Source organism: Wolbachia endosymbiont (group B) of Limnophora tigrina (assembly GCF_964263235.1).
GTDB lineage: Bacteria > Pseudomonadota > Alphaproteobacteria > Rickettsiales > Anaplasmataceae > Wolbachia.
This window is the reverse complement of sequence record NZ_OZ181655.1, coordinates 1,008,694-1,034,520: the sequence shown is the minus strand read 5'-3', so window position 1 is coordinate 1,034,520 and position 25,827 is coordinate 1,008,694. Positions and strand designations below refer to the sequence as shown.

General features: G+C 34.2%; 24 protein-coding genes, 1 tRNA gene, 2 other RNA genes and 3 pseudogenes. 12 read left to right on the top strand and 18 right to left on the bottom strand.

From position 1 onward, the window contains the following. Positions 1–61 precede the first annotated feature (61 nt). From dnaN to ffs, 8 genes are all read right to left on the bottom strand, one after another. Positions 62–1,219 (bottom strand): DNA polymerase III subunit beta, encoded by a 1,158-nt coding sequence (dnaN, locus tag ACE38O_RS05140; protein WP_374698482.1) that lies wholly within the window; start codon positions 1,217–1,219, stop codon positions 62–64. 123 nt (positions 1,220–1,342) lie between these two features. Beyond that, entirely contained in the window at positions 1,343–1,840 is a 498-nt protein-coding gene (locus ACE38O_RS05135; protein ID WP_374698481.1) for an invasion associated locus B family protein, read from the bottom strand. Beyond that, positions 1,833–2,726, bottom strand: a complete 894-nt coding sequence (locus tag ACE38O_RS05130; RefSeq protein WP_374698480.1) for an RNA polymerase factor sigma-32 — start codon at positions 2,724–2,726, stop codon at positions 1,833–1,835. Before ACE38O_RS05130 ends, ACE38O_RS05135 begins: the two co-directional genes overlap by 8 nt. 102 nt (positions 2,727–2,828) lie before the next feature. Continuing rightward, positions 2,829–2,972 carry a hypothetical protein gene (locus ACE38O_RS05125; RefSeq protein ID WP_374698479.1) on the bottom strand — a complete coding sequence of 48 codons (144 nt, stop codon included), beginning with the start codon at positions 2,970–2,972 and terminating at the stop codon, positions 2,829–2,831. A gap of 51 nt (positions 2,973–3,023) precedes the next feature. After that, positions 3,024–3,725: a P44/Msp2 family outer membrane protein gene (locus ACE38O_RS05120; RefSeq protein WP_374698478.1), complete on the bottom strand. Its 702-nt coding sequence runs from the start codon at positions 3,723–3,725 to the stop codon at positions 3,024–3,026. A gap of 799 nt (positions 3,726–4,524) precedes the next feature. After that, positions 4,525–4,839 (bottom strand): YbaB/EbfC family nucleoid-associated protein, encoded by a 315-nt coding sequence (locus ACE38O_RS05115; RefSeq protein ID WP_374699091.1) that lies wholly within the window; start codon positions 4,837–4,839, stop codon positions 4,525–4,527. Between the two features lie 21 nt (positions 4,840–4,860). Further along, positions 4,861–6,345, bottom strand: a complete 1,485-nt coding sequence (dnaX, locus tag ACE38O_RS05110) for a DNA polymerase III subunit gamma/tau (protein WP_374698477.1) — start codon at positions 6,343–6,345, stop codon at positions 4,861–4,863. Between the two features lie 21 nt (positions 6,346–6,366). Next, positions 6,367–6,456, bottom strand: an RNA gene (gene ffs, locus ACE38O_RS05105) — signal recognition particle sRNA small type. 223 nt (positions 6,457–6,679) lie between these two features. On the opposite strand from ffs, the gene ACE38O_RS05100 reads away from it, so the two are divergent. Next, the gene (locus ACE38O_RS05100; protein ID WP_374698476.1) at positions 6,680–7,333 is read left to right on the top strand and encodes a glutathione S-transferase family protein; all 654 of its coding nucleotides are present in this window, start codon (positions 6,680–6,682) and stop codon (positions 7,331–7,333) included. A gap of 1 nt (position 7,334) precedes the next feature. Here the strand turns inward: ACE38O_RS05100 and ACE38O_RS05095 are convergent, their stop codons facing one another. Further along, complete coding sequence (locus ACE38O_RS05095) at positions 7,335–7,982, bottom strand: O-methyltransferase (RefSeq protein ID WP_253309236.1); 648 nt, start codon at positions 7,980–7,982, stop codon at positions 7,335–7,337. 258 nt (positions 7,983–8,240) lie between these two features. Here ACE38O_RS05095 and ACE38O_RS05090 point away from each other — a divergent pair, with 258 nt between their 5' ends. Then, positions 8,241–8,519, top strand: coding sequence for a DUF2671 domain-containing protein (locus ACE38O_RS05090; RefSeq protein ID WP_253309235.1), 279 nt, complete (start codon positions 8,241–8,243; stop codon positions 8,517–8,519). A gap of 29 nt (positions 8,520–8,548) precedes the next feature. On the opposite strand, the gene ACE38O_RS05085 is transcribed toward ACE38O_RS05090, so the two are convergent. The 3 genes from ACE38O_RS05085 to ssrS all read right to left on the bottom strand — a co-directional run bounded on the left by ACE38O_RS05085 (position 8,549) and on the right by ssrS (position 9,939). Beyond that, positions 8,549–9,244 carry a DsbA family protein gene (locus tag ACE38O_RS05085; protein WP_374698475.1) on the bottom strand — a complete coding sequence of 232 codons (696 nt, stop codon included), beginning with the start codon at positions 9,242–9,244 and terminating at the stop codon, positions 8,549–8,551. Positions 9,245–9,297: 53 nt separating this feature from the next. Beyond that, the gene (locus tag ACE38O_RS05080) at positions 9,298–9,759 is read right to left on the bottom strand and encodes a type II toxin-antitoxin system RatA family toxin (protein WP_374698474.1); all 462 of its coding nucleotides are present in this window, start codon (positions 9,757–9,759) and stop codon (positions 9,298–9,300) included. An 18-nt stretch (positions 9,760–9,777) separates the two neighbouring features. After that, a non-coding RNA gene (ssrS, locus tag ACE38O_RS05075) (6S RNA) lies at positions 9,778–9,939 on the bottom strand. Between the two features lie 118 nt (positions 9,940–10,057). Here ssrS and ACE38O_RS05070 point away from each other — a divergent pair. Both ACE38O_RS05070 and ACE38O_RS05065 read left to right on the top strand, forming a co-directional pair. Beyond that, entirely contained in the window at positions 10,058–10,645 is a 588-nt protein-coding gene (locus tag ACE38O_RS05070) for a phospholipid-binding protein MlaC (protein ID WP_374698473.1), read from the top strand. Next, on the top strand, positions 10,642–11,931 hold the full coding sequence (locus ACE38O_RS05065; protein ID WP_374698472.1) for a bifunctional folylpolyglutamate synthase/dihydrofolate synthase: 1,290 nt from the start codon (positions 10,642–10,644) through the stop codon (positions 11,929–11,931). The genes ACE38O_RS05070 and ACE38O_RS05065 overlap by 4 nt, the downstream gene beginning before the upstream one ends. A 261-nt stretch (positions 11,932–12,192) precedes the next feature. Here ACE38O_RS05065 and ACE38O_RS05060 read toward each other — a convergent pair. Next, positions 12,193–13,105, bottom strand: a pseudogene (locus ACE38O_RS05060) (IS110 family transposase). 842 nt (positions 13,106–13,947) lie between these two features. Beyond that, positions 13,948–15,366 (bottom strand): metalloprotease TldD, encoded by a 1,419-nt coding sequence (gene tldD, locus ACE38O_RS05055; protein ID WP_374698471.1) that lies wholly within the window; start codon positions 15,364–15,366, stop codon positions 13,948–13,950. A gap of 62 nt (positions 15,367–15,428) precedes the next feature. Between tldD and ACE38O_RS05050 the strand changes: the two genes are divergently transcribed. The 5 genes from ACE38O_RS05050 (at position 15,429) to ACE38O_RS05030 (ending at position 18,188) form a co-directional block, all read left to right on the top strand. Then, positions 15,429–15,513: transfer RNA gene (locus tag ACE38O_RS05050), tRNA-Leu, on the top strand. 70 nt (positions 15,514–15,583) lie between these two features. After that, a complete protein-coding gene (locus ACE38O_RS05045) occupies positions 15,584–16,090 on the top strand; it encodes a hypothetical protein (protein ID WP_374698470.1) in 507 nt (168 codons plus the stop codon). 66 nt (positions 16,091–16,156) lie between these two features. Next, entirely contained in the window at positions 16,157–16,540 is a 384-nt protein-coding gene (locus ACE38O_RS05040; RefSeq protein ID WP_341812116.1) for a hypothetical protein, read from the top strand. A 152-nt stretch (positions 16,541–16,692) separates the two neighbouring features. Continuing rightward, on the top strand, positions 16,693–17,400 hold the full coding sequence (locus tag ACE38O_RS05035) for a uroporphyrinogen-III synthase (protein ID WP_374698469.1): 708 nt from the start codon (positions 16,693–16,695) through the stop codon (positions 17,398–17,400). Further along, positions 17,400–18,188, top strand: coding sequence for an exodeoxyribonuclease III (locus tag ACE38O_RS05030; protein ID WP_374698468.1), 789 nt, complete (start codon positions 17,400–17,402; stop codon positions 18,186–18,188). The genes ACE38O_RS05035 and ACE38O_RS05030 overlap by 1 nt, the downstream gene beginning before the upstream one ends. Here ACE38O_RS05030 and ACE38O_RS05025 read toward each other — a convergent pair. Both ACE38O_RS05025 and polA read right to left on the bottom strand, forming a co-directional pair. Continuing rightward, positions 18,165–19,223 carry a hypothetical protein gene (locus tag ACE38O_RS05025; protein ID WP_374698467.1) on the bottom strand — a complete coding sequence of 353 codons (1,059 nt, stop codon included), beginning with the start codon at positions 19,221–19,223 and terminating at the stop codon, positions 18,165–18,167. The two genes, ACE38O_RS05030 and ACE38O_RS05025, sit on opposite strands and share 24 nt — an antisense overlap. 35 nt (positions 19,224–19,258) lie before the next feature. Beyond that, positions 19,259–21,823 carry a DNA polymerase I gene (polA, locus tag ACE38O_RS05020; RefSeq protein ID WP_374698466.1) on the bottom strand — a complete coding sequence of 855 codons (2,565 nt, stop codon included), beginning with the start codon at positions 21,821–21,823 and terminating at the stop codon, positions 19,259–19,261. Between the two features lie 513 nt (positions 21,824–22,336). Between polA and ACE38O_RS05015 the strand changes: the two genes are divergently transcribed. Together ACE38O_RS05015 and ACE38O_RS05010 are read left to right on the top strand one after the other, a co-directional pair. Then, the gene (locus tag ACE38O_RS05015) at positions 22,337–22,903 is read left to right on the top strand and encodes a hypothetical protein (RefSeq protein ID WP_374698465.1); all 567 of its coding nucleotides are present in this window, start codon (positions 22,337–22,339) and stop codon (positions 22,901–22,903) included. A gap of 54 nt (positions 22,904–22,957) precedes the next feature. After that, positions 22,958–23,866 (top strand): annotated as a pseudogene (locus ACE38O_RS05010) (IS481 family transposase); the annotation flags it as partial. A gap of 29 nt (positions 23,867–23,895) precedes the next feature. Here the strand turns inward: ACE38O_RS05010 and ACE38O_RS05005 are convergent. Beyond that, positions 23,896–25,134, bottom strand: a complete 1,239-nt coding sequence (locus ACE38O_RS05005; protein ID WP_374698228.1) for an IS256-like element ISWpi15 family transposase — start codon at positions 25,132–25,134, stop codon at positions 23,896–23,898. A 73-nt stretch (positions 25,135–25,207) separates the two neighbouring features. Between ACE38O_RS05005 and ACE38O_RS05000 the strand changes: the two are divergent. Next, positions 25,208–25,399: pseudogene (locus ACE38O_RS05000) on the top strand (IS481 family transposase); the annotation flags it as partial. Between the two features lie 58 nt (positions 25,400–25,457). Here ACE38O_RS05000 and ACE38O_RS04995 read toward each other — a convergent pair. Further along, positions 25,458–25,580: a hypothetical protein gene (locus ACE38O_RS04995; RefSeq protein WP_374698464.1), complete on the bottom strand. Its 123-nt coding sequence runs from the start codon at positions 25,578–25,580 to the stop codon at positions 25,458–25,460. Positions 25,581–25,827 lie beyond the last annotated feature (247 nt).

Sequence of the window (25,827 nt, the reverse complement as noted above, 5' to 3'; positions counted from 1 at the left end):
AATAAGTGTCATACCGCCACGGTATCTCCAGATCCTGCTAACAAGAAGCGGGATGACAAGTTTAAGTTCTCATTGGCATCACTACATATAATACACTTGAATCGTCTTCATCAGTGATAATTGTAGCACTATTACCATCGGCTAAGCTAAACTTACATTTATTTTTTATGCAGGATAGAACATCAAGTAAATAACGCGAGTTAAACCCTATTTCTATAGGGGCTTCATTGTAGTCCACTTCTATGGATTCAGTTGCATCATTGCACTCTTGAGAGTTTGAATGCAGAGTCAGCAGCTTTTCTTGTAGTGAGAATTTAATGGATTTTACTTTATCAGATACAACAACGGAAACTCGATCTATAACATCTGAAAGCTTTTTACTTTCAATAATCATATGCTTGTCTTGAGATGATGGAATAACTGCTTTATAATTTGGAAAAGTCCCATCTATTAATTTTGATATTAGAATATATTCACCGCATGTAAACTTGATTTTTCTGTCTGAGAGTTTTACATTAATTTCATTACAATCGTCCAATATTTTTAACAGCTCCATAACAGTTTTACGTGGAATGATCACACCAAATTCGCCATTGATGTTCCCAGGCTTTGGTCTCTTTATACATGATAAACGGTGACCATCAGTTGCAACGCAGTACAGAAACTGCTCGTCTGTATGTAGATATATTCCATTTAAATTATACCTTGTATCATCTAGTGATACAGCAAATTTTGTTTTAGTTAATAAGTCTATCAGGTCCGTATTTAGTAGAATAAAATCATGTTTATAATTGTCTTCTTCAAGAGCAGGAAAGCTGCTTGAAACTACATTCGGTAAAGAAAAGTTTGCATTTCCGCAAGACATCAATAATTTTCCTTGGTTGTTTACTTCAAAATTGACATCCAAATCAGCGGGTAACTTCTTCACTATGTCATGTAAAGTATGCGCTGAAATTTTTACTTCTCCTTCTGTTAATACGGTTGCAGCAAGTGAGGCAAACATTGAAATATCAAGATCAGTTGCCATTAATTTTATGCTGCCGTGTTGTGCTTTGATATTTATACATGCCAAAATATCTATTGCATTACGCCTTTCAACCACTCCACTTACTCTGGATAATGTATTTAAAAGACTTGTGCGGCTCACGCTAAAACGTATCTGCTCGCACACAGAATTTTGCTTTTTGATTTCTGTATCTACACCTGCAACCTCTGACATTGCTAACTCTCAAAAATATATTTTAAATGATATCCACATCCCATATAAAGTAAAGTGCTATTTATATTTCCATTGAAAGAGTAGTCTAGTTTATACTATAGCTGGGTATTCTGTTACAATGATTTACTTTGTATGGCATAAATCATGCATTTTTTGATACGCTTTTTGAAAACCAAGTAGGGAATAAGTATCATCAATGGTTACTGTTTTTGCTTTTCCATTCACTACCATTGATAATCCCTGCTTCATTTTTAGAATGAGATCTTGATCTATTTTTGTATGCTCTGCCCACGCAAAACTTCCCTGTATTATAGGCAGTGTATATTTAATTTTTTTGTCGATATTGAGAGCTACAGGCTCCTTATCATACTGAAAACCAGAGGTAACGCTTACCTCATCTGCTTTTTTATCAACATAACTGACCATTACATACGGCTTGCGATTGGTTGTATAATGCTCGCTTTTTGTCTTAGGGTAAGATACAATGTAACACACTTTCTCTCCATTTTCTGATGCAGTATATACAAGCCAGTCTTTGTATTTTTCCTTCAATTGCACATCACTAACCGATGCAAAAGCGCCTATTGAAAAAAATATTAGAAATATAAAAAAACTACGCATGCAAACCAAATTTCAAACTTTCAGATTGTATATATCGTTTTACCTTGGCCATCGCCTGCTCAGCTAACTGTCTTATTCTTTCTCTTGAAACACAATATTTTTTACTAAGTTCATCCAGAGTTTGAGTGTTTTCACACAAGTATCTACTAATAAAAATGTCTCTTGCCCTTTCGTTAAGGCTTGCTAGTGCATTGTTTAAAATTGTTTCTTTTAATTCTTTTTCTTCATGATTCTGATAGGTTACTTCTTGACTGACCAAGTTACATGGGATCATATCTTGCAACTCCCTTTTAGAGTCATCACCTATTTTTATGCAATCGTTTAGCGACTGATCCTTACAAGCCAAACGGTAATTCATCTGCAGAACGTCTCCTTCGGATACAGAAAGCTCATTAGATATTGCTTTTATTTCTTCATTGCTTAAAGTTTCCCTGTGTGTATACTGTAAAATTCTTTTTTTTATTTTACGTAAACTAAAAAATAGTCTTCTTTGTGCTTGCGTTGTGCCTATTTTCACAAACGACCAAGATTTCAATATAAAGTCTTTCATTGAAGCTTCAATCCACCACACTGCATAAGTTGAAAAACGAAACCCTAAATCAGGATTAAACTTTTTCACTGCATGCATTAAACCCAGATTCCCTTCCATGACCAGGTCCATCAACAATAGTCCATAATTTTTGAATTTCATTGCAATTTTTACTACCAAATTCAAATGGCTGGTAATCAATTTATGAGCAGAAGAAATATCCTTATATTGGTTCCAATTTTTTGCTAATCGTACCTCTTCCTCTTGAGACAGCATAGGAAATTTTTGCACTCTAGCAATATATTGCATGAGATTGGTTCTGTTATCAACACATAAGCTTGCCATTGGGGTCAACATAACAACTTAAATTAAAACTTCATATATATAATATATTGATTTTCGGGGAAAAATTCAAGCTTTAATTTGGAAAAAGTACAAATTTTCCATCTAATTGGGATCTTAAAGACGATAAGACCCAACATCAGCATAACATTGCCATCCTGCCAGCGTGTAACGATAAACGTTATAGTTCAAATAAAACGATGTTATTCCAGTGCCTTGACACTGGAATCCACATTTCTTTTTTCTAGATCCCAGTGTCATGCTACTTGGATGACAAGAAAAAACCCACTGGGATAACAAGACTGAGATAGACTAGAAATTAAACGCTACTCCAGCTTCTGCACCAACAGTGCTGTAAAGAACTTTGATTCCGGCATCGTCTTTAGCTGCCTTACCAAAGTTAGCACCATAAGAGCCGAAATAACGAGCACCAGCATAAAGCTTGATTTCTGGAGTTACATCATAGCTAACACCAGCTTTTGCTTGATAAGCAACACCAAATCCAGAGGCTTTATCATCAGTAACTTTTGTTGCTAAAGGATTGCTTACATATGCTGCACCAACACCAACACCAATATATGGAGTGATAGGCATACCTTCAATTGCTATATCATAATAAACGTTAACTAGCCCTGAAATTGCTGTTAAGTTGTTTGCAATTCCTCCTTCTGGATTAGAAGCTCCAGTTAACGTAGTATCTTTATTTAGCTTTGAATAAATCCCTTCAACATCAACTCTGATATCATCCATTTTGTAACCAAATGCACCACCACCAGCCATAAAAGAAGCTGTGTACAGATCAGTAGTGTCAGTTGTATCTGCAGCCTTCTTTTTAAGACCTGTAACACCATCAACTTTTGTGAAAAGAGGTAAAATTTCACCGTTGTATTGCAAACGAACGTAGTAGCTAGTTTCTTCATCACTTATTGGACCAACAGGATCTGAAAAAGCAGAGTTTGATAAACTTAGCAACGTTGCTAAAGCGGCTGCTGAAAAAAACTTTTTATAATGCATAATTGTCCTCGTAAAAAAATTAAAATTCCACTTTAGCAGTCTAAGTAACAACTAAAGTTAAGTCAAGTGCTAACTTAATAACACAAAATATTCTATACTTTAACTAACTTTTAGGAGAATACAAAGATTTTATTAATAGACTTCTTGCATAACCATATAACATTGGGAATAGAAACGAAAAACTTCCTTGACAAGTTTCGCCAGCCCCCTTATCATGAAACTGAAGCTATTTTATTTAACTTCGCAATCTCTGCAGCAGATTAAAATGACAAGAAAACTTGTATTTGGCGTACTATTGTTTAATTTTTTGTACTATGTGCACCTTATGTCTTTATAAAATTTCTAGGTTTTTACCTACATAAGCTGAAACGCGCTTATAAAGCGTTCAAGACATCACCCAACGTCAAATTTTAAAATAGAGAGTGTAATAACTAGCTACCAAGGGTTTTCTATGCCTTTTTCTTCTGCCTAGTAAATTTCTTAAATATTAAAGCTAAGGTTAGTTGCCGTTTAAAAGCAGCTAAATTGCAGTGTTTAAGACTTAAAAAACGCCAATACTGACAATAAACAGTGACTAGGGCTTCTTTTGCCTTTTTTTCATTTGGTGAATTTCTTAATGTTTATAGCTAAACGACAACCGTCATCCCGCTACGTGTTAGCGGGATCTCTTGTTAGCGGCTGAGATACCGCGGCGGTATGACGTAGGGCTGTGCTAGCTATAGGTGCATTATATGAAGAAGTACTAGCGAGAAATATTAAAAAAGAAATACTTACACTCAAAGAAACTTCAGTAGTAAATTCAAAAAGGAAGTTTAAACCCAGGCGGTAAACCCATCATACCTGCAAGATCAGGAGTTGCATTTGCCATATCTTCTTCTACTTTTTTAATGGCATCATTAAACGCTGCTGTCACTAAATCCTCTACTATATCTTTTTCTTCATTTCTCATAAGCTCTAAGTCTATGTTCACCTTTTTAGCTTTATAGCTACCTATTTTTATGACTTCCACTAATACAGAAACTTTGCCACCACCAGAAATACCTTGAAACTCTTTTCCAATATATTTCCCTTGAGCTTCTGCAAGCTTTTTTTGCATCTCTTGCGCTTGCTTCATTATTTGACTGAAATCCACAACTTACTCCTTATTTTCTATATTAACTACTTTTGCACCTTTAAATGTATCAAGTACATCCTTAACTGCAGGTGCATAATTTAAATTACTCACTTCCCTGTTTATATAACCCGTATCAACTGTAATAACCCACTCCTGCTGAGTCACCTGGTTTAAGTAATTTTTTAAATCATTGCAAAAATTACTATCCAACTTAGATACAGCTTTTAATTTTAAATATCCAGGTTTACAATCTATTAATTGTAGATTATTACACAGTTGTTTGTAAAGATAAATTTGGTTACTCCGCCTTAATAGTTGCAAAACCTTGTCAAAATCATAATTTTGTTGCTGTTCATTTCCTACATTATGCGTATTCCTTTGCTGTGCATTCTGCGAAAGAATTTTTTTGACCACTTGTTCCGGAGAAGGCAGATCAGAAAGATAACAGAGGCTAATTAACATCATTTCAGCAGCAACATCGTTGCATGTTGAAGCTTTTATATCTTGAATACCTTTAAGCAACACCTTCCACAATCTTGAAAAAAATATTAAAGATCTCTTTATACTTAAATCTTCTATCCTATTCTTTTCATACTCTGTAACTGCATTATCAATTTCTTTTGTAATCAAAAAACGGCATACTAACTGAATTGTTTGCAATAGACCTTCAAAAATACTAAGTGGGGTTGCTGTTTTTATCGCCTTGTCAAACACTGATAGAGCTTTCTGTAAATCACCTTCTAATATTGCCCCTAATAGATCGAATATAATATCTTTATCCACTAGGCCAAGTATGTCTGTTACATTTTTAGTGGATATTGCACCATCTTTGCTATATAGCACTGCTTGATTCATCAAAAATAAGGCGTTACGCATTGAATTTCCAGAATGTCGTGCAATTAACTCTAATGCTCCCTTTTCAATGGAATAACTCTCTTTTTGTGCAACATCATTTAAACGTTCTACTATTTTAGCTACAGGAATGTTGTGTAAATCAAATCTTTGACAACGTGCAATAATAGTTATTGGTATCTTTTTTATTTCTGTAGTTGCTAAAATGAATTTTACACTAGATGGTGGCTCTTCTAGGGTTTTAAGTAATGCGTTAAATGCACTGCTAGATAGCATGTGTACTTCATCTATAATGTAGACTTTGAATTTAGAGCTTATAGGTGAATAGCAAATATCTCCCAGGATTACTTTAATATCGTCAATGCTAGTGTGACTTGCTGCATCGATTTCAATAACATCTGGATGGCTTGAATTTTTTATTGCTAGACAATTTTCACATGATCCGCAAGGTTCAAAAATTGGTCCCAGGGAACAATTCAAACATAAAGCTATTATCCTTGCAGTGGTGGTTTTACCAACTCCACTACTACCAGAGAGTAGTATAGACTGTGGGATTTTGTTTAAAATAAAAGCATTTTCTAATACACGCACTAATATATCTTGACCTACTAGATCTTTAAAGCTACTAGGACGATGTTTTAATGCTATATTCATAGCCTCAGATAAAACAAATAATGAAATAGGTATGCAACCCAAAAAGGTTCTGATATGGCTGCTTCATTTCTGATCTGACCAAATTACAGAGTTTTTGCCTGCATACCTTATAAAATATTATACTTTTTTTTTTATTTAGCAAGGTATATCCTATATTAACCTTAATAATTTATATGTTAGATCTCTTGCAACATTACTTTGGAGTAAACAACTGTTACCTAAAATACTCTTCTCTTGTCATCCCAACTTGGATCCAGAGAAAAAAGATGTGGATTTCAGTATCACACACTGGAATAACAACCTATAGGTACTGGGATAACAAAAGAGGAATATTATGATTTTATATCATTTTCCTCTTTGTCCATTTTCACGAAAAGTTAGAACTTTTCTAAAAGAAAAAAAATTAGGCTGCGATCTAGTGTATGAAAATCCGTGGGAAAAACGGAATGAATTTATGGAGATCAATCCAACTGGGCAAGTACCAGTATTAATAGATAATAACTTTGTAATAGCGGATAGTAATGCCATTTGTGAATATATAGAAGAGACTTACAATAGCGACGTCAAATTACTTGGTTCATCCACTATTATTAAGTCTAAAATACGCGCTCTAATCAATTGGTTCGACAACAAATTTTACAATGAAGTTACTAAGTATATTATGAATGAAAAAGTAATTACTAACCACAGCCCTGACTCTAGATTTCTTCATGCAGCTCAGCATAACCTGCCTTGCCATATGGAATACATCGAACACTTAATTAACAAGAACGTTTGGCTTGCAACTGATAAGTTCACTTTGGCTGATATTGCTTTAGCATCGCATATTTCCGTAATGGATTATGTAAGTAGTTTTCCATGGGAAAAAAGTAAAATTTTAAAAGAATGGTACTCCATTGTTAAATCAAAGCCTTGTTTTCGTGAGATATTATTAGAGAGAGTTTCCGGTTTAACCCCTCCTAAACATTATGCTGACCTTGATTTTTAACTTATGTTAGCTTTAAAGCTACAGTCATTCCTTCATCAGTTGGAATCAATATAGAGAAATATTTCTTTTCATCTGATAATCTATTATTAAACTCCCTCATAGCATGCCATGATTTTTCTGATACTTCTTTTGGAGGCGATTCTAAAAATACTGTATTAAATAATAGAGTGTTATCTGCAACGATTAACCCATCTTGTTTAATGTATGACTCTGCCCAATCTAAATACTTAGGATAACTACTTTTGTCAGCATCGATGAATATCATGTCAAATGGTGCCTTTGCTGATAATTCATTAATTTTTTCCAGTGCATCACCTTCTATTAGAGTAATTTTATCACTTAGATTAAAAGCACTAAAATTTTTTTTTGCTATTCTTGAGTGTTGAGGATTATTTTCTATTGTATATATATGACCGTCTTTCAGTAGAGCTTTTGCCATACAAATCGACGAATAACCGTATAACGTGCCAATCTCAACAATACTTTTGATTTTATGGATTTTTATAAATAAACTTAATAGCTTTCCTTCTTCAGGGCCAATCTGAATATGTTGCTTTTTTTCAAGAATACAATATTCTTCTATTTTTTTATATTCTTTTGCAAATAGATTTCTTATATATGATAATTTTATACTAAAATTATTACGCATTACGTTTTATATTATAAATTAGGGAGGCTTAATTCATACACAGTTTATAAATATAATAATATAGTTTAAAATAATAAAAACATTTATTTTAAGTTATTATTTCATAGTATAAAATTTTAAGTGACAAAAATTATTATATATCGTACTATGGTTAACTAGTATAATAAACAATCGATTATTATACTAGAATTAAAGGGATTGTTTATGCGCATTTCTCTTTTTAAAATATAATTTTTATAATCAATTAGAGGGGGTTATATGTCTTATACTATTGCTAGTGAAGTTGAAACGTTAAACAAAAAATCTAACAAGAATGAAGGGGTTATGTTACTACATAATCCAGCTTATCGTGAAAAGTATAAAGAACGTTTTAATGAAGCTCAGAGAAAAGTTATGGATATGGTTCAGTTTTATGATGGGACAATAGTATTAATAGAGAATAAAATCGCTATGTATTACTACACTTGGCACAGTAAAAAAAGAGAGTTTGAGCGTAAAAAACAACAAACAGTAGTGAAAAACAATGACTCAGCATAGAGTCTTTTATATGGTAAGCTACAGTGGTATTACTTCACTATAGCTTTTCCATATAATTCATCTATCACATCAGTGAAATATTTCAGCTCTTTATACCCTTCATGTTTAACTTTATTATGCTCTATATATGACTTACCATCGTTAAGCTTGATGAAAAATATTGGAGTGGCTTTGACATCAAGTTTATTGATTGCCAGTGATTTATCATTTACAATTTTATCCATAATTTTCTTATCATTAATGCATTGGTTAAATGCATCTTGCTTTAAGTTGCTTAGTGCAGCAATTCTTTGTAGTAAAGTCAAATCTCTTAAATTGCAGTAATTCCACGAATCTATTGAGTTAAAAACAGCTTTGTTAAAATTAAAGTAGTCTTCTTGTTTTTCGTAGCAATGACTTAGCATTGCAGCCTTTAGCCCTCTGTAATCCAAAGGAAAATGACGAAATATATATAACATCTTACCTGTGTCTATATATTTCTCTTTAATTTTAGGAAAAACATTCTTATGAAAAAGAGAGCAGTGATAGCAAGTTAATGAAGCATATTCTATCATTAGAATTGGTGCTTTTGGATTTCCTAATAATTTATCATCAGGTAATAGTGATAGTAACTCCTTTGATGTTATTTCATTAGTTTCTTTTTGAATATGTTGGTTACTGGATTTAACAGCTGCATAAGAATTAACACTCATAAGAATTAGTAAAAACAATAGTCTGAAAATCATTACAATACAAACACTTAACTTACTAAAAAAATTACATATTTATATTAATAATGTCAAGATAACTTTTGTTTAGCAAGGCTTTCAGCCCTATCTTTAAATGCAGCAATTATTTTACTCTGTGTATATTTATATACTGAGTTTAATAAAGTGGAAAATGAGTTGGACTTAAACTTAAACTCTATATAAAACTTTACCATAGTTTTATTTTCATCTATGGGAATGAATTGCCATTCATTGTATAGATGTTTAAATATTCCATTTGATGATACAGCTTTTATCCAACCTTCATTTGTTCCACTTGGAGAAAGAAAGGTTACTTCTGATGTGTACTTTCCTTTAATTCCATGAAAAGCTGCGAGAAGATCCACAACCATTTGGTTGTCAATTTTTTCTTTTATATAAACGGCTTTGCACCAAGGAACAAAATCAGGATATCTTTCAACATCAATTACAACCTGAAATATTTCATTAGGCGAACAGAGGAAAGTATCCTGTTCTTTGTATTGATGGAGCATAAATTTAAACTAACTGAAACGGGGTCCGTATCTACCGTTAGCCTTAGTAGATTCCTGAGACTTAAAGTTAAGGTGGGCATCGCGTATCAATTTCAATGAAATCAACAGAGGCAATTCCCTTGACTAGAAATTATCGCTCGGGAAATTTAACTTAACTCATAACGCATAGCACAGACCCTTACTTGAATTATAGATGATTTACACAAGGCATGTCTATAGGTATATTAAAAGTCAGCGATTATTATTTAATCTTTATTAAACTTTGCATTCTAAGTATCATAGTTAATAAATATATCTTATGAATATTACTAAAGTTTTAATCATTATTGTTTTTATTGTAATTTCTTCAAGTGCTTACACTAATTGTACAGATCACAAAATTTTTATGCATGCTATGAAGCAAAAAGTGGATTACATATGTATAAAGGAAAAAAAAAATCAGGAGTATTTATATAAAAAGCTTCGTGAGGTTATTCAAAATAATATTAACCTCAAAGAAATATCTCGATTTGTCATGGGAAAGTATTGGACTTTGACTACCCAGAAGGAAAAAGAGGACTTCTTAAGAGAGTATGAAGTATATCTTACGCGTTTGTGCGTTAAAATTTTATCTAAATACATGAATGATAGTGAAATGATTATAATGAGCTCAAGAGCAGTTGAAGATGAAACTTGCTTAATTAGTACGAGATTTTCTTACGGTGATGAAGAATTTACAAATATTGATTTTAAGGTTACTGAAAATAACAGTTCTTTCCTGATCAGTGATGTTGTAATGAATGGGATAAGTATTGCTATTAATCAACGTTCTCAATTTAGTGAGAAGATTGATACGCATGGTATAGCGAGCGTTATAGATGAATTAAAATGCAATAACAATCTATGATATATATGCCTCATTGGCCTAAACCGCTTGGTAGTAGACCAAAGGATTTTTCTCTTGATCGCATAAAAAGCTTTCTAAATAAATTGGGCAATCCTGAGAAAAAAATGCCACCAATAATTCATATAGCTGGAACTAATGGGAAAGGCTCAACACTAGCATTTATAAGATATATAATGCAAGCAGCAGGGTATAAGGTCCATGCATACACTTCTCCACATTTGGTGAATTTTAATGAAAGAATAGTTATTGCAGGCAGTTATATCGACGATAATGAATTATATAGCTTATTAGAAGAATGCCGTGCCGTAATTGCAGAACAACCTATCACTCTGTTTGAAGCTGCAACTATTGCAGCTTTTTTAGCTTTTTCTCGTCATAAAGCCGATATAACTTTAGTTGAAGTGGGTATAGGTGGAAGGCTTGATGCAACAAATGTTATAGATAATCCGATTTTAACAATCATTACTTCCATTGCACTTGATCATACAGAATATCTTGGCCCTACTGTGGAGATCATAGCAGGTGAAAAGGCTGGAATAATGAAACCTAATGTTCCTTGTGTAGTAGCACCACAAGAAAAGTCTGTGATGAGTATGCTAGAATTCCATGCAATAAATAAGAAATCTCCTCTGTATAGAGGAGGCCTTGAATGGAATTGCAAAAAACAAGATAACAAGATGGTCTTTCAATCGGCTATTCAATCAATAGAATTTCCTTTACCATCTTTAAAGGGTGATCATCAGGTGATTAATGCAGGCAATGCTATTGCAGCATGTAGTATTTTAAGTGGAAAGTATGAATTTGACATTGGAGAAGAGGATATCACTTCAGGTTTAAAGTGCACTTATTGGCCTGCTCGGCTAGAGTCTATAAAAGAGGGTAATTTAATTTCCCTACTGCCAAAAGATTGGCAATTATTTTTAGATGGTGCGCACAATAATGACGGTGCCAGAGTATTAGTTGAGTGGGTAAAAGGTAATTTTGCTGAAGGTATCTATATAATTTTTGGTGTTACTCATAACAGAAATGTGGAAGAATTCTTGGAATACTTAAAACCATATATCAAATTATTATGTGCGGTTTGTGTTAAATCTGAGCCTCAAGCAACAAGTACAAATTTGATTAGGGAAAAAGCCAATAACATAGGGATAAAAGCAGTTGAATGTGAATCAATTGGCGATGCAATATCAAATCACATATTAAAAGCCTCTATCCAAAACGTCAAAACCATACTAATCTGTGGCTCGTTATTTCTAGCCAGAGACTTCGCTATGGAGAATAGCTAACTTTGATGATATGTGAGCATTAACTGACCGATGGGGAAATAACTTTATAGTATTGTATGAAGCAACCAAAATTGTCATTACAGCGCTTAGTGTACGACAGTGCTTCAACATTTAGGGTTGCAGTTTGCATGGGTCATCTGAGTAGCTTAAATCCAATTCTCCTATCATGCAAGATTGAAAGTATACCGTCTCGTTAGTCAACAAGAAAATTACAAAATAAGGCAATATTTCATATAAGATTGAAAGTATTTTTTTTAACAATCAGCTAAGTAAACCTTCCTCCAACAGCTTTGCCCTGTAGTTTTTGATATGATAAAAGCCTTCTTTGAACTTAGAACACCAAAAACAATATGGAGTAACTTACGCATCGCAGCTCCCACAATGGCCATATTATGCTTGCCTTTCTCTTTTAACCTTTCACAAAAAGTCATAATAATAGGATTGTGATTTTTAGCTACTATAGCAGGAAAATACATTGCCTTACGTAGTGTTCGTGTTACTTAATCTGGGCTTGGCATATACAGAGCGTTATATTTCGTGGTAGCATATGCTGCCAATTGCCTGAAAAGCTTTTATGTCAGAGCTAAGATAGCTATTCTCTCCTATGCCTGAAATAGTTAATAGAAGTTGAAAATTTTCCAATAACTCTTTGTGTTGCTTTAATAGTTCACGTTTTTTATTGTTTCTATTTTTTGAGCTATATTCATTGCAACAAGCATTTGTAACTTCTTTAGGCAGTCTCTCTTTTTTTTCTAAGTGTAATGTCAATTCATCTTTTAACGCAGCCGAGCAACGATAAAGATGTTTTAATTTTTTTAACTCAGGAGAAGCAACGACTGTCTTTGGCAGCAATAATTTCCGCATCGGTCTGATCATTCTTTTGTCGTACAAGCTTACTTCTTGCATAAGATTTTATGCAATAAGGATTTACAACACTTACAAAATGTCCAGCATTGTGTAGAAATTCAGCCAGAGCTTCACTATAACAACCACATACAAGCTTTCACTTGCTCTACGTTATGTTTTTGTAGAAAGCTCTGCAGACCTTGAAACCATCGTTCTTAAAGCTTCTTTTCCTAGTTTCACGTTTTCCTTTTTTACTTATAAATGAGAGAAAAACATCAAAGCGATCTTTTGATACATCTATTCCCAGAAAGTTGTTATACGTTACCATTAAAAATGAAAAGTAAGGCTATTCTTGCGGATACAGAATTAGAACCATTTAGGTCTTTCTACGATACCGTCCAGCCTATACCTTTGAGAAGGGAGCTCTTATCTACTTGACAGCTTAAGCCCTATGACAGAGTGCTTCCCTTCTCCATCTAATGCTTAAGCTTAAAACATTAGATGCTTTTTACAAGATACAAGCCTCTTTCTTGTCATCCGAGTAGCCCCTTCTCCTGTCACCCCAGTGCTCCTTTTTTTGTCATCCCAGTGCGTGACACTGGGATCTCATTTCACTCTATAATAGTATCATTCCAGTTCATGTTAGCCATAAATATTTAAGAAATTTACCAAATGAAAAAAAAGGCAAAAGAAGCCCTGGTCATTGTCTATTTTCAGTATCGGCGTTCTTTAAGTCTTAAACACTGCAATTTAGCTGCTTTTAAGTGCAACTAACTTAAGCTATAAATGTTTAAGAAATTTACTAAACAAAAAAAAAGGCAAAAGAAACCCCGTGGTAATTAGTATTCACTCCCTAATCCTGCAAATTGGCGTACTATACTGTCTTAAACGACTTATAAGCGTGTTTCAGCTTATATAGGTAAAAACCTAGAAATATTGTGGAGACATAAGGTGCACATAGTGCAAAAAATTAAAAATAAGACGCCAACTACGTTGTTTTCTTGCTGTTTAATCTGCACAGATGAAGATAACTGAATACCTTCAGTTTCATGATAAGGGGGCTGGCAAAATGTGTCAAGTAAGTTTTTTCACTTCTGCGGGCTACTTGAATAACGGCTACAATGTTTGTACAATTGTTCGTCATGCGCTGGAACCCGTTTTAGCCCTTATCTATATCTCAGTTCCACCAACAGTTATTGCGTCGACTTTGAGTGTTGGTTGACCAACTCCAACGGGCACATTTTGTCCATCTTTTGAGCATGTGCCAACACCGGGGTCCAACTTTAAGTCGTTGCCAACCATGGATACTTTTTTTAGCACTGTTGGCCCATCACCAATTAGTGTTGCTCCTTTGACTGGCTGTGTAATTTTACCATTTTCTATTAAGTAAGCTTCTGAAGATGAAAAAACAAATTTTCCTGACGTTATATCAACTTGCCCACCACTGAAATTCACTGCATATAGACCTTTCTTTACGCTAGATATTATTTCCTCCGGTGTATGTTTTCCAGGCAGCATATAGGTGTTTGTCATGCGCGGCATAGTAACTTCTTTATAACTTTCTCTTCTACCATTACCAGTTGGATTCACACCCATGAGTTTAGCATTCATATGATCCTGCATGTAGCCTTTGAGAATTCCATCCTCTATCAACACATTATAACTGGGTGGAGTACCTTCATCATCTATGCTAATAGAACCACGCAAATTAGGCAGAGTTCCATAATCAACTACTGTGATGCCACTAGCTGCTACTTGTTTACCAATAGAATTTGAAAATGCTGAGACTTTTTTGCGATTGAAGTCGCCCTCAAGCCCATGACCCACCGCTTCGTGTAACAATATTCCTGGCCAACCTGGACCTAAAACGACTGTCATTTCTCCGGCTGGAGTTGGAATTGCTTCAAGATTTACCAGTGCTTGTTCCAAAGCCTGGTTTGCAACTTCTTTCCACTTTTTCTCAGAAATAAACTTACTATAAGAATCTCTTCCACCGTGTCCTGCGGAGCCTCTCTCGGTACGGCCATCCTTTTCTACAATGACTAGCACATTAAAACGTACCAGAGGCCTGATATCGCTTAATCTGTGATCACCCTTTATTATTTGTACGACTTGCCATTCTCCACTTAGAGTTATTTTTACTTGCTTCACGCAGTTATTTTTGGACCTTACATACTCATTAACCTCATTGAGCAATTTAATCTTTGAATTCAGATCCATTTCATTTATGGGGTTAATTTTCGAGTATAAGTTTTTTGTCTCTTTGTTTAAGCTTATTGAATTCGTTTTGTTTAAAGATACAGAACTTCTTACTATGGAAGCAGCATTACTAATTTCTTTTTCGCTAATTTCAGAAGAGCAAACAAAAGACGTACTATCCTCACAAAAGGATCTTAAACCAAACCCCCTTCTGGTATTCAAGTCCATGTGTTCCAATATGTTATCATCGAAAATCAGGGACTCCGACTGGCAAAATTCTAGAAACAGCTCACCACCATTGCTATTGCTCAAAGCGTTATTGACTATTTTATATACGTTATTAATATTAACATTGTTTTGAGCGAAAAATATTTGATCTAGATTTGGCATTACCTTTGAACTAAAAATTGTTTAAGTATATTATTTAACTTTAACATAGTAAACTATAAAAAGCCCGGGTGGCGGAATTGGTAGACGCGCTAGCTTCAGGTGCTAGTAACTTTTTAAGTTGTGGAAGTTCAAGTCTTCTCTCGGGCACTCTTAGCTTCCATATTGCTTGTTGAATTAATTAATGCTATAATATAACGTATTAGGTAATATTTATACTATGTATGGTGAAAAAGATAAGTTAGCCTACAGAAAGAAGGTACGAACTTACTCGAAACTCTTATTTACTGCGCTATCTACTGCCCTTCTTATTGGATATATAGCAACATTAGTCTTTAATATTTCTGGGCTAAGTGTACATTCTGCCGCTCTTAGTATCACACTAAGTGCAATTTCACTTGGCTTAAATTTATGGTCACTTACTGATCACTTTCGAAAATGCGAGCTTAATAAGCAGCTTGGTGTAGAAAACTCTCCTGGACAAGAAAAATTAACGAAGATCTATCTTGATATAGTATCCAGCGTTTCATTTCTAATAGGAGGTATTGCATCTATGTCGCTTTTTGAGTCTTCTGTTATCTATTTTGTTTCTACACCTTTTTTTGTTTTAGGTTGTGCTATTATGGCAACTAATATCACTCGGACTTTAATCAGCAAACCACAGGCAGAAAAACCTACTGATACCCTCTCTCGAACTGTAAAAGCAGTTCAAGTGTCAACAAGTTAACTTATTTGACTTGTATAGGAATATTAGCTATAATATTAATAGTTTAATAATAAAAGAGGTTAGTGTATGGATTTTTTAAACAGTCACCCAGATTTTTTTGAGGATAACGCTCATTATGTAATATCTGAATATAATAAGGATAATCCAGATCTTATAGATCGTAGTGCATATGTAGTAGAACGTGATGAATATGAGAATTTGGTATTCAAAAACTTATATACATATATATGTTCCGATGGAAACGTACATAAAGATATAATGCTTAATCCAAAATCTTTACAAATAGAAGAGAGGATAGAAGATAGCAGAATCAAAAAGTGTTATACAAATAACTATAAGATAGATAATGGAACTTTATCTTTAGATGAGAGAGAATTAGTATTCAATATAACTCCAGGTGAATGGAATGATTCAACAGAGTTCAATGTAATTAGCATTAAAAAAGTATAAGTGAATTTAAAGCTTAGTGGTAAATAGGGGACTGAGTATCCTTATTTCAACATCAATTACTCGAATAGTTGCTCAAGCCATCAAAATAAAAATTTTTATTCAGTAATTTGTGTATAAAGGGTACTATTTTACTAGTAGTGAAATAAATCAGAATGAAGTCTATTTTATTAACGAGGCCTTTATTGGATTCGTTTAATACAAGAAATATATTGAGAAAGTATGGATACAAAGTTTGTATAGAACCAGTATTCACAATAAAGTACTTAAATCCTGATATATCTGCGTACGAATTTGACGTTGTGATATCTACAAGTAAAAACAGTGTAAAGGCTTTTAGTCAAATATGCAAAGTAGATGACTTTCCGATTATTACGGTTGGTAATTCAACCATGCAGGCTGCAAAAAATTTGGGATTTTCTGATATAATCTCAGCAGATAGCAACGTTGATGGTCTGATATCATTCATAAAAGCTCATTATTCAAACACAATAAAGTTCTTGTATATAAGGGGACAAGAAGTATCATGTGACCTAAAAAAGAGATTATCTGAAGAAGATTTTAATGTAAGAGAAGTTGTACTCTATAAAACAATTATAAAAAGGAGTCTAACTAATAGGTGTGAAAATTTACTGTTGGATGGTAAAATTGATAGTGTTGCTTTTTTTTCCTCACAGACAGCAAGGGTATTTTGTTCATTAGTTCTAAAAAGTGGGCTATCTCATGTGATGAATAATACAGTTGCATATACCATGAGTAAAAACATTGCTGATAGTTTAAGGTTAATCAAATGGAAAAAAATTATAACATCGAGGTTGCCTACTGGGGAGAGTTTAATTGATATAATTAATAAGGATTGTTGATGCTAAAGATTGCAACTTGGAATGTAAACTCCATACGTAAAAGAGTTAACCAACTTTGTAGTTTTATAGTTGACAGTCAGATAGATATAATTTTGCTGCAAGAGATAAAATGCACGGAAGAACAATTTCCTTATGCAGAGATAGAAAAGCTAGGGTATAAATGTGCTGTTTATGGACAAGTTGCAAGAAATGGCGTTTGTGTTTTATCTAAATATCCGATACTGGAAGAATTAAAAATTGATATTGTAGAGGGTTATCAAGAAGCACGTTATATAGAGTGCGTAATAAAGCACAATAATCAGAAGGTAAGAGTAGGAAGCGTATATGTCCCAAATGGTCAAAGCCCGGACTCTCACGCATTTGAATATAAACTCAAGTTTTTTGATAACCTATATGAAAGGATGAGCAATTTGTTGAAGAATGAAGAGTTAACTATTATAGCTGGCGATTATAATGTTGCACCAGATGAAATTGATGTTTTTGATTCAAATTTATTGCATGGCCAAGTGTGCTTTCATATAAAAGAACGTGAGAAGTTAAGAGCGATCTTGAATCTTGGGTTTAAAGATGCGTTTAGAATATCTCACCCAAATTTGCAACAATTCACTTGGTGGCATTATCAAGGCAATTCACTCAGAAATAATCAAGGAATGCGAATAGATTATATGCTGTTATCACCACAAGCTGTAGATAAATTGGAAATATGCTACATAGATGATAGATTGCGTAAGCTAGAAAATCCGTCTGATCATACTCCTGTTGTCTTATCTTTGCTGCCCTGTGTTTAGCTGATCAACAGCAACTTGTTCAAGCACAGTAGACTGCTCACGCTTTTGAGTAAGTCGCTCCTCAGCTGTTACAGCAGGTTGATTATTCTCTCCAACTTCCTTAACTTGAGTTTCTAAAATTTTACTAATACCATCACTAATTTCCTTACCCCATTCTTTTCTTTCCTTTTCATCTTGTGAATGAGGATTATACAAAGTACCTTTTTTATCATTTGAAAAAAGAACTCCTACTCCCCCTTTTATAGCAAATATTGCACCAATAGCAGCAGCAACTACCGCAAGTGTAGTAGGACCAAAAATTGATATTGAAGCAATGGAAAAAAGGACAGGAAGAAAAACCTTACATAAGAACGTTTTTACCATCTCTTCATCAGTAAGTGGTGGTTCATCCTCTTCTTTCTTATCTTTACCGAAAAATGGCACCTTCTCTAATAACCCATCTTTAAAAGAGCTAAAAAAGTTTTTAGGATCTACCTTTATTCCAAACAGCCACCCGGGAAGCTTTATGAATGAATCTTTAGCTTCTGTACCCCGTATATCAGCTACACACTTAGCTACTGCTTTTTCTATTTTACCATTCTTTAAATTCTCTTCATTAGCTAAATTTTCTTCTCTAATTTTTTCAAATACGGAAAGTAAAAGCTGAAGAAAATTTTCTTCACTTAGTGGTTTTATATCTTCATTAATATTATTGAATATACTTTCATGGTTCTTTGATATAAAAGTAAAAATTTTCTTTTCATTTCCATTCTGTAATCGCTTTAATTGTTTGTTTAATGACTCCAGATCACGATGTAATTTTTGTTTTTCTTTATCTGAAAGTTCTTCTTTCAATCTCTGTTTCTTCTTTTCTATTTCCTGTTTCGTTTGCTTTTCTAGATTTTCTGGATTTTTTAAAGTATCTAGGAAAGCACGATAGATTGCCTGATATTCCTCTTTTTCAAAAATTTTCTCATCTTTGTTAGTTACCTGATTTGAAGGTTCCAAATTCTTTGTTTGTGGAGTTAATATTTTTGTCATAACTGAGTTACTCACATTTACTATACTTTAATTGTAGCATATTTTTCATATTAATTCAAATAATCTATACTCTTAGAATCCGCCATGTTTAAGTCATAATTAAGAGCCCAGTTGTCGCCAATTTTTACTTCCACTTCAAGTGGTATAGAAATTTCTATTGCATTTTCCATTACGTCTTTCATAAGTTTTGCTGTTTCTTGTACCTTTTCGTCTTCTACTTCAACCAGTAGTTCATCGTGAACTTGGAGGATTATTTTACCTACTTTTAACTGATCAAAAAGCTGAATCGTCGCACGTTTTATTATATCAGCAGCAGTTCCTTGCAGTGGTGCATTTATTGCTGCCCTTTCCGCAAATTGTCTTACATAAGAAATTGTATTATGTATGTCTCTTACAAAGCATCTCCTGCCAAACAAAGTTTCTACATAACTGTGTAGTCTTGCGATAGAAACTGCTCTTTCCATATAGGCCTTTATTTCTGGGTAACAGGAAAAATAGTAATTAATGTATTCAGCAGCCTCTTGAAAGGTAATTCCAAGCCGCTTTGCAAGACCAAATGGGCTAATGCCATATATAATCCCAAAGTTAATAGATTTTGCTTTGCGCCTTAATTGCTCATCTATTTCTTGCACTCCAAAAACTTGCCTTGCAGTGATGTCGTGAATATCTTGTCCATTTGCAAAAGCTTCTTTAAATGCTGCAACGTTTGCAACATGTGCCAGGAGTCTCAATTCTATTTGTGAATAGTCAGCAGAAATTATCTTATGCCCCTTTGGCGCAATAAACGCTTGTCTGATGAGATTTCCCTCTTCGCTTCTAATAGGAATATTCTGTAAATTAGGATTGCTGGAGCTCAACCTTCCAGTTGCAGTTGCAGTCGTCGAAAAGCTTGTGTGTATCCTACCATTAAGTGGATCAACCTGCTTTATTAATGCATCAGTGTAGGTACCCTTTAATTTACTTAAATGTCGCCAATTTAGAATTTTACTTGCGATTTCTACTCCTTCTTCTTCGAGCGCCTCTAGAACTTCAGAATTGGTGCTATACGATCCAGATTTTGACTTTTTCTTTTTACTTAGCCCCATTTTATTAAATAAAATATCACTTAATTGTTTTGGTGACGCAATATTAAATCTTTCCTCTGCTAAGTTATATATCTCATCTTCAAGCACGGCAATTACCTGCTGAAATTTATCGGACAGCTCCTGTAATTTTTGTATGTCCAGTAATATCCCATTTTTCTCCATATCAAATATTACTTTCATAAGTGGCTTATCGAAGCGCTCGTAAACTGTGAACAATTTTTCCTGAAATAACCTCTGCTTTAGCTTTTCATGAATTGCTATTAAAGTTTTTGCCGAGAAAATTTCTGCATTTTCACTCAAATTATGTGCAATTATGTTTGGAATACTGTGATCATGCTTTCCTGTATCCAAGCTATACGACATTATCATCAAATCATCAACTGAATCTAGCATCTTCTCCACTGCAGGGAAGATTTTCCTCATCTCTTTAATGTTATGTATTATTTTAAGCACCCCATTTGAGAGTAAAGTTGAGTTGATTGTAATGAGTGCATTTTGTATGCTGTCTTGCTCTATATAAAAAATATTACTTTCGCTATAAGATAAACTTAATACATTGTTTTCAAGGTGGTAATGAATTGCAATTTTGCCTTCATATCTACAATGCTCTAAAAATTTCTCTAACTCTTCACTACTATATTCTATTTTCTCTTTTGTGCTAGACCCATTATAGGAAAAAAGCTTTTCCACTTTTCCTATTAAGGAATTGAATTCATACTTCTTTAAAAAGGATAATAATTTCTCCATATTTGGAGAATGGACTTCATATTTTGCAATATCATGTTGAAGGTCTACTTTTTCGCATAGTGATAAAAGTTCTCTTGAAATTAGTGCTTTTTCCTTATGTTCGGTAAGAATATTACGAATTCTCGTTTGCTTGATGTTATCAATGTTCTCTATAATATTATTCAATGAATCAAATTCATCTAGTAATTTAGCTGCAGTCTTCGGACCTATTCCCGGAACGCCTGGAATGTTGTCAGATGCATCACCAGTTAGAGAAAATAAATCAAGAAGCTTGTTTGAATTTACACCAAATTTTTCTACTACTTGTTTTTCATCTATATACACATTTTTCATGGGGTCGAATATTAAAATATTGTGATTCAAGAGTTGAAACAAATCTTTATCTGATGAAACGACTACCACCTTAAAGTCTCGGTGGTTGGCGTATTTTGCAGCTAGTGTTGCGATTATGTCATCTGCTTCATAACCTTCAATTTCTTCATAGCTGAGGTTAAAAGCTTCTACAGCTTCCCTCAGTATGGTGAACTGTGGAATTAGATCCTCAGGAGGTGTTACTCTGTTTGCTTTGTATTCAGGATATAAATTGTGCCTAAAATTCTTTTTCCCTGCATCAAGTGCTATAGTTAAGTAGTCCGAATGGGCAATGTACTTAAGAACCATATTCAGAAAGCCATATACACCACCTATTGGCATTCCTGTTGTGGTAATTAAGTGAGGTAAGACATAATAAGCTCTGAAAAGAAAACCATAGCCATCGATGATCGTGAAAGTTTTTTCTTTCATTGTAGATATTTATGCGTGCTTTTGATGTTCCACTATTTAGCTGCGGAAATCAAGTTTTTGTTTTTCTGCTTTTAAGCATTGTAAGAGATTTTGCCGAAAATAGCATTCATGCATGGTTATACCAATTAGACTTCTTGCATAACCATATGACGAACTTTTATTGGGAATAGAAACGAAAAACTTCCTTGACAAACTCCGCCAGCCCCCCTATCATAGCACTGAAGGTATTCATTTATCTTCAATCTGTGCAGATTAAACGACAACAGACTCTTGTTTCAATGTTAAACAAAATACCATAGAGCTCAGGAAGACAATCCCTAGAAAATTTCTACATCCAAAAAAAGGCAAATCGTGTTAATGCTGTTTAGATGTAAAAGATAAGATAAATTTTTACAAAGAAAACGTTTCAAGCAGCAAGACACCTTTGATCGAAAGAGAGCACCAAATTTATGGGGTGAGTAACTGCAACTACTACCACTAATCAATAAATCTATAATAGGAGGAACAAGCACTATGGAAACGTCAAAACTGACTGGTGAATTAGTATGTGATATATATGAATTAACAAATAAAGATAGAAAGAATATTCAAAAGTTAGCAAGAGAAATAGAGGAAGGGAAAGGTATTGCTGGAAGGTTCAGAAATGGAATATTTAAAAAATCCAGCTATAACGCAAGCACGATTCTTTTAGCGAAAATAGCTTACAAATATCAGGGTAGAGAGGAGACGTTGTCACTACTACATTATGCTATAAGTCATAAGAATAATCAAGCTATAAAAGATCTTTTGGAAGAAGCCAAAAAACAAAAACTATTAAAGGAAGTTCTGAATGAAGAAATGACCACAAAACATTCAGATGGTCGGGAAGAAACTCATACAATACTTACAGATGCTATATCACGTAGAGACAATGAAATTATGAGAGTAGTGTTAAGAATCTCTGAGGAAAATGGTATCTTGAAAGAGATTGTCAAAAAAAAGAATAACGATAAAACATTCAAATGGCAAGAAAATGACTTACTAAAGGATCTAACAGTGAACAAGCAGCTACAAAGATCATGTGTATTAAATAGGACTTGATCTGACACTTAAAATAAGTAAGTTATAAAATAATAAAAGAAAGGAGTGTTAGAAATGAGTACAATACAAACAAAAATACTAAAACCAAAGCTAGGGTTATTAGAGCTAGCAAAACAACTAGGAAATGTATCTCAAGCATGCAAAGTGATGGGATACTCAAGAGATACATTTTATCGGTTTAAGGAGTTATATGAAAATGGAGGAGAGGAAGCATTACATGAAATAAGTAAGAAAAAACCGCTATTAGCGAACAGAGTTTCCGACGATATAGAAAGAGCAGTGATTGGTATAGCAACAGAATTTCCAGCATATGGGCAAGAAAGAGCTGCAAATGAACTGAGAAAAAGAGGTATAATAATTTCTCAGGGAGGAGTAAGGTCTGTATGGCTAAGAAATGACCTTGAAACTCTCAAAAAGAGACTTAAAGCGCTAGAGACAAAAGTAGCTTAAGAAGGAATCATTTTAACTGAAGAACAACTTACAGCTTTAGAAAAAGTTAAAGAACAAAGGGAAGCTCATGGTGAAATTGAGACACAACATCCAGGTTATTTGGGTTCTCAAGATACCTATTATGTGGGCAATATCAAAGGTATAGGGCTAATTTATCAGCAGACTTTTGTTGATACTTATTCGAGAGTTGCAATGGTTAAACTTTACACGGACAGAACAGCTATTACAGCTGCAGACCTCCTCAACGATAGAGTTATTCCATTTTTTGATGAGCAGAAAATTCCATTATTACGCATTCTAACTGATAGGGGTACAGAGTATTGTGGCAAGCCAGAAAATCACGCTTATCAGTTATATTTGGGAATCGAAAATATCGATCATTCTAGAACCAAAGCCAACTCTCCACAAACCAATGGCATATGTGAAAGATTTCATAGAACCATGCAAGATGAGTGTTACAATATTATCTTTAGAAAGAAAATCTACAATTCTTTGGAAGATCTACAGAGGGAGTGTTAAATAAACTGTGTCAAACCGCATTTTTAGTTCAACTCAATTTTCAATCTGCCAGGAAAGAAAACATCAAGTTGAGAGATAGTTAATGCCCAATCATGTACAGGCATCGTCCACTTTTCCTCTGCCTTCTTTATAGCACAATATACCTGCTTATACAAGGCATTTATGCTGGTAAATGAGCCTTTGGTCTTAGTGAATTTCCTAATTTGCCTATGTAGCCCCTCTATGGGATTGGTGGTGTAGATTATCCTCCTAACTGGACCAGAATACTTAAAATAACCAGACAAGTTTTCCCAATTATTCTGCCAAGATTTTATAACCATAGGGTACTTTGTGCCCCATTTTTCATCCAATTCCAACAGATAATTCTCGGTAATTTCCTTGCTTGAAGCTTGATATACCTTCTTTAAATCGCTCAAAAAACTCTTCGCATCTTTACTGGCCACATACTTCAGTGAGTTGCGTATCTGATGCACTATACACATCTGCACTTCCGCATTAGGAAAGACACTGTTTATAGCTGCAGGAAAGCTTTTCAGCCCATCAACGCAGGCAATAAGGATATCTTCTACTCCTCTTTCTTTGAGGTCATTTAGCACTCCCAACCAGAAGTTAGCTCCTTCACTTTCAGCCAAATAAAAACCTAATACTTCTTTTTTGCCATTTTGATCTATGCCTAATATGTTATACATGCATTTACTTACGCAATGCCCGTCCTCTTTGACTTTAAAAAACATGCCATCCATGAAAACTATCGGATATACAGACTGCAGCGGGCGACTACGCCATTCGTTGATTACTGGTAGCAATTTGTCAGTAATACTTGATATCTCTGCCGCCGATATTTTGTGATCATAAATTTCCTCAACATGTGACACTATATCTCTATAGCCCATACCACTGGCAAATGTGCTCAAAATCTTCGTTTCAAGCTCTGGATGTAAGTTTGTTTGCCTTTTTTTGACTATTTGTGGTTCGAAACTTCCTTCCCTATCTCTTGGCGTCAAAAGCTCAAATGACCCTGCGCTTGTACGTAAAGTCTTTGCATTCCTCCCATTTCTTCGATTATTCTCTTCGCTTTCAGCCGACAAGTGGTTTTCTATTTCACCTTCCAGGCTTACCTCCAGCAACTTTTTTATAAACGGTGTTAATGCTCCATCTCTTCCTGTCAACGGTCTTCCTTCTCGTATAGACGACAGGATATTTGTTTCTAATTCTTTATAATCTACCAAACCGGTAGTTCTGTTTACTACTTTCTGACTCATTGTCAAACCTCCATTTTTTTATATCAATTTATTACTTTTTTTTCGGTTTGACACAGTTTATTTAACACTCCCTCTACAGATTGATGTTGATTATTGGTTGCGTTCTTATAATGAGACAAGGCCTCACTCGGGTAAGTATTGCTATGGCAAAACACCTATGCAAACGTTTTTTGATAGTAAATATATTGCTTTTCAGAAAAACATTAGTAGCATTAAACAAGAGCCTGATATTAGTTTTGACTACCTCAATTCTTCTGTCAGTTAATTCTTGTCTGTCACATTAAATCTTGTCTTTTACACAAAAATAATTAAAACTAAATAACTCAGCCCCTTCGCTCCATTTCCATTACAGAAACTTCTTCACTACTACAAACTGATCCGCCCCTGTTTTCCGCATCGGTACTCTCATCCTCAGAGATCTGCTCTTTGAACTTCTTCCTTATCATCGAAACGACAGGTTCCCGTAGTTCCATGCAATAGCCTAAAATAGATTCACGCCACTTTTATGCCGGACGCCACCTACCCAGTAAACAAGCTCCCGGTAGATTTATCCCAGATTAACGACTACCCCCTGGTTTTGACGTCGTCTCTACGCTTTCGACACTTCATCAGTGGTTCACTTGCGTTCGTCTCTCTATTTCACACATGACACATAATTGTACCTTTTCCATAACGCTCACTACCTCAGCTCTT

Coding starts and splice junctions, on each gene's coding strand:
- ACE38O_RS05070 (WP_374698473.1), top strand. CDS start 10,058: ATGAATATTACTAAAGTTTTAATCATTATTGTTTTTATTGTAATTTCT.
- ACE38O_RS05015 (WP_374698465.1), top strand. CDS start 22,337: ATGGAAACGTCAAAACTGACTGGTGAATTAGTATGTGATATATATGAA.
- dnaN (WP_374698482.1), bottom strand. CDS start 1,219: ATGTCAGAGGTTGCAGGTGTAGATACAGAAATCAAAAAGCAAAATTCT.
- ACE38O_RS05085 (WP_374698475.1), bottom strand. CDS start 9,244: ATGATTTTCAGACTATTGTTTTTACTAATTCTTATGAGTGTTAATTCT.
- ACE38O_RS04995 (WP_374698464.1), bottom strand. CDS start 25,580: ATGATAAGGAAGAAGTTCAAAGAGCAGATCTCTGAGGATGAGAGTACC.
- polA (WP_374698466.1), bottom strand. CDS start 21,823: ATGAAAGAAAAAACTTTCACGATCATCGATGGCTATGGTTTTCTTTTC.
- ACE38O_RS05080 (WP_374698474.1), bottom strand. CDS start 9,759: ATGCTCCATCAATACAAAGAACAGGATACTTTCCTCTGTTCGCCTAAT.
- tldD (WP_374698471.1), bottom strand. CDS start 15,366: ATGCCAAATCTAGATCAAATATTTTTCGCTCAAAACAATGTTAATATT.
- ACE38O_RS05135 (WP_374698481.1), bottom strand. CDS start 1,840: ATGCGTAGTTTTTTTATATTTCTAATATTTTTTTCAATAGGCGCTTTT.
- ACE38O_RS05095 (WP_253309236.1), bottom strand. CDS start 7,982: ATGCGTAATAATTTTAGTATAAAATTATCATATATAAGAAATCTATTT.
- ACE38O_RS05065 (WP_374698472.1), top strand. CDS start 10,642: ATGATATATATGCCTCATTGGCCTAAACCGCTTGGTAGTAGACCAAAG.
- ACE38O_RS05030 (WP_374698468.1), top strand. CDS start 17,400: ATGCTAAAGATTGCAACTTGGAATGTAAACTCCATACGTAAAAGAGTT.
- ACE38O_RS05100 (WP_374698476.1), top strand. CDS start 6,680: ATGATTTTATATCATTTTCCTCTTTGTCCATTTTCACGAAAAGTTAGA.
- ACE38O_RS05120 (WP_374698478.1), bottom strand. CDS start 3,725: ATGCATTATAAAAAGTTTTTTTCAGCAGCCGCTTTAGCAACGTTGCTA.
- ACE38O_RS05090 (WP_253309235.1), top strand. CDS start 8,241: ATGTCTTATACTATTGCTAGTGAAGTTGAAACGTTAAACAAAAAATCT.
- ACE38O_RS05035 (WP_374698469.1), top strand. CDS start 16,693: ATGAAGTCTATTTTATTAACGAGGCCTTTATTGGATTCGTTTAATACA.
- dnaX (WP_374698477.1), bottom strand. CDS start 6,345: ATGAATATAGCATTAAAACATCGTCCTAGTAGCTTTAAAGATCTAGTA.
- ACE38O_RS05005 (WP_374698228.1), bottom strand. CDS start 25,134: ATGAGTCAGAAAGTAGTAAACAGAACTACCGGTTTGGTAGATTATAAA.
- ACE38O_RS05045 (WP_374698470.1), top strand. CDS start 15,584: ATGTATGGTGAAAAAGATAAGTTAGCCTACAGAAAGAAGGTACGAACT.
- ACE38O_RS05040 (WP_341812116.1), top strand. CDS start 16,157: ATGGATTTTTTAAACAGTCACCCAGATTTTTTTGAGGATAACGCTCAT.
- ACE38O_RS05115 (WP_374699091.1), bottom strand. CDS start 4,839: ATGAAGCAAGCGCAAGAGATGCAAAAAAAGCTTGCAGAAGCTCAAGGG.
- ACE38O_RS05125 (WP_374698479.1), bottom strand. CDS start 2,972: ATGACACTGGGATCTAGAAAAAAGAAATGTGGATTCCAGTGTCAAGGC.
- ACE38O_RS05130 (WP_374698480.1), bottom strand. CDS start 2,726: ATGTTGACCCCAATGGCAAGCTTATGTGTTGATAACAGAACCAATCTC.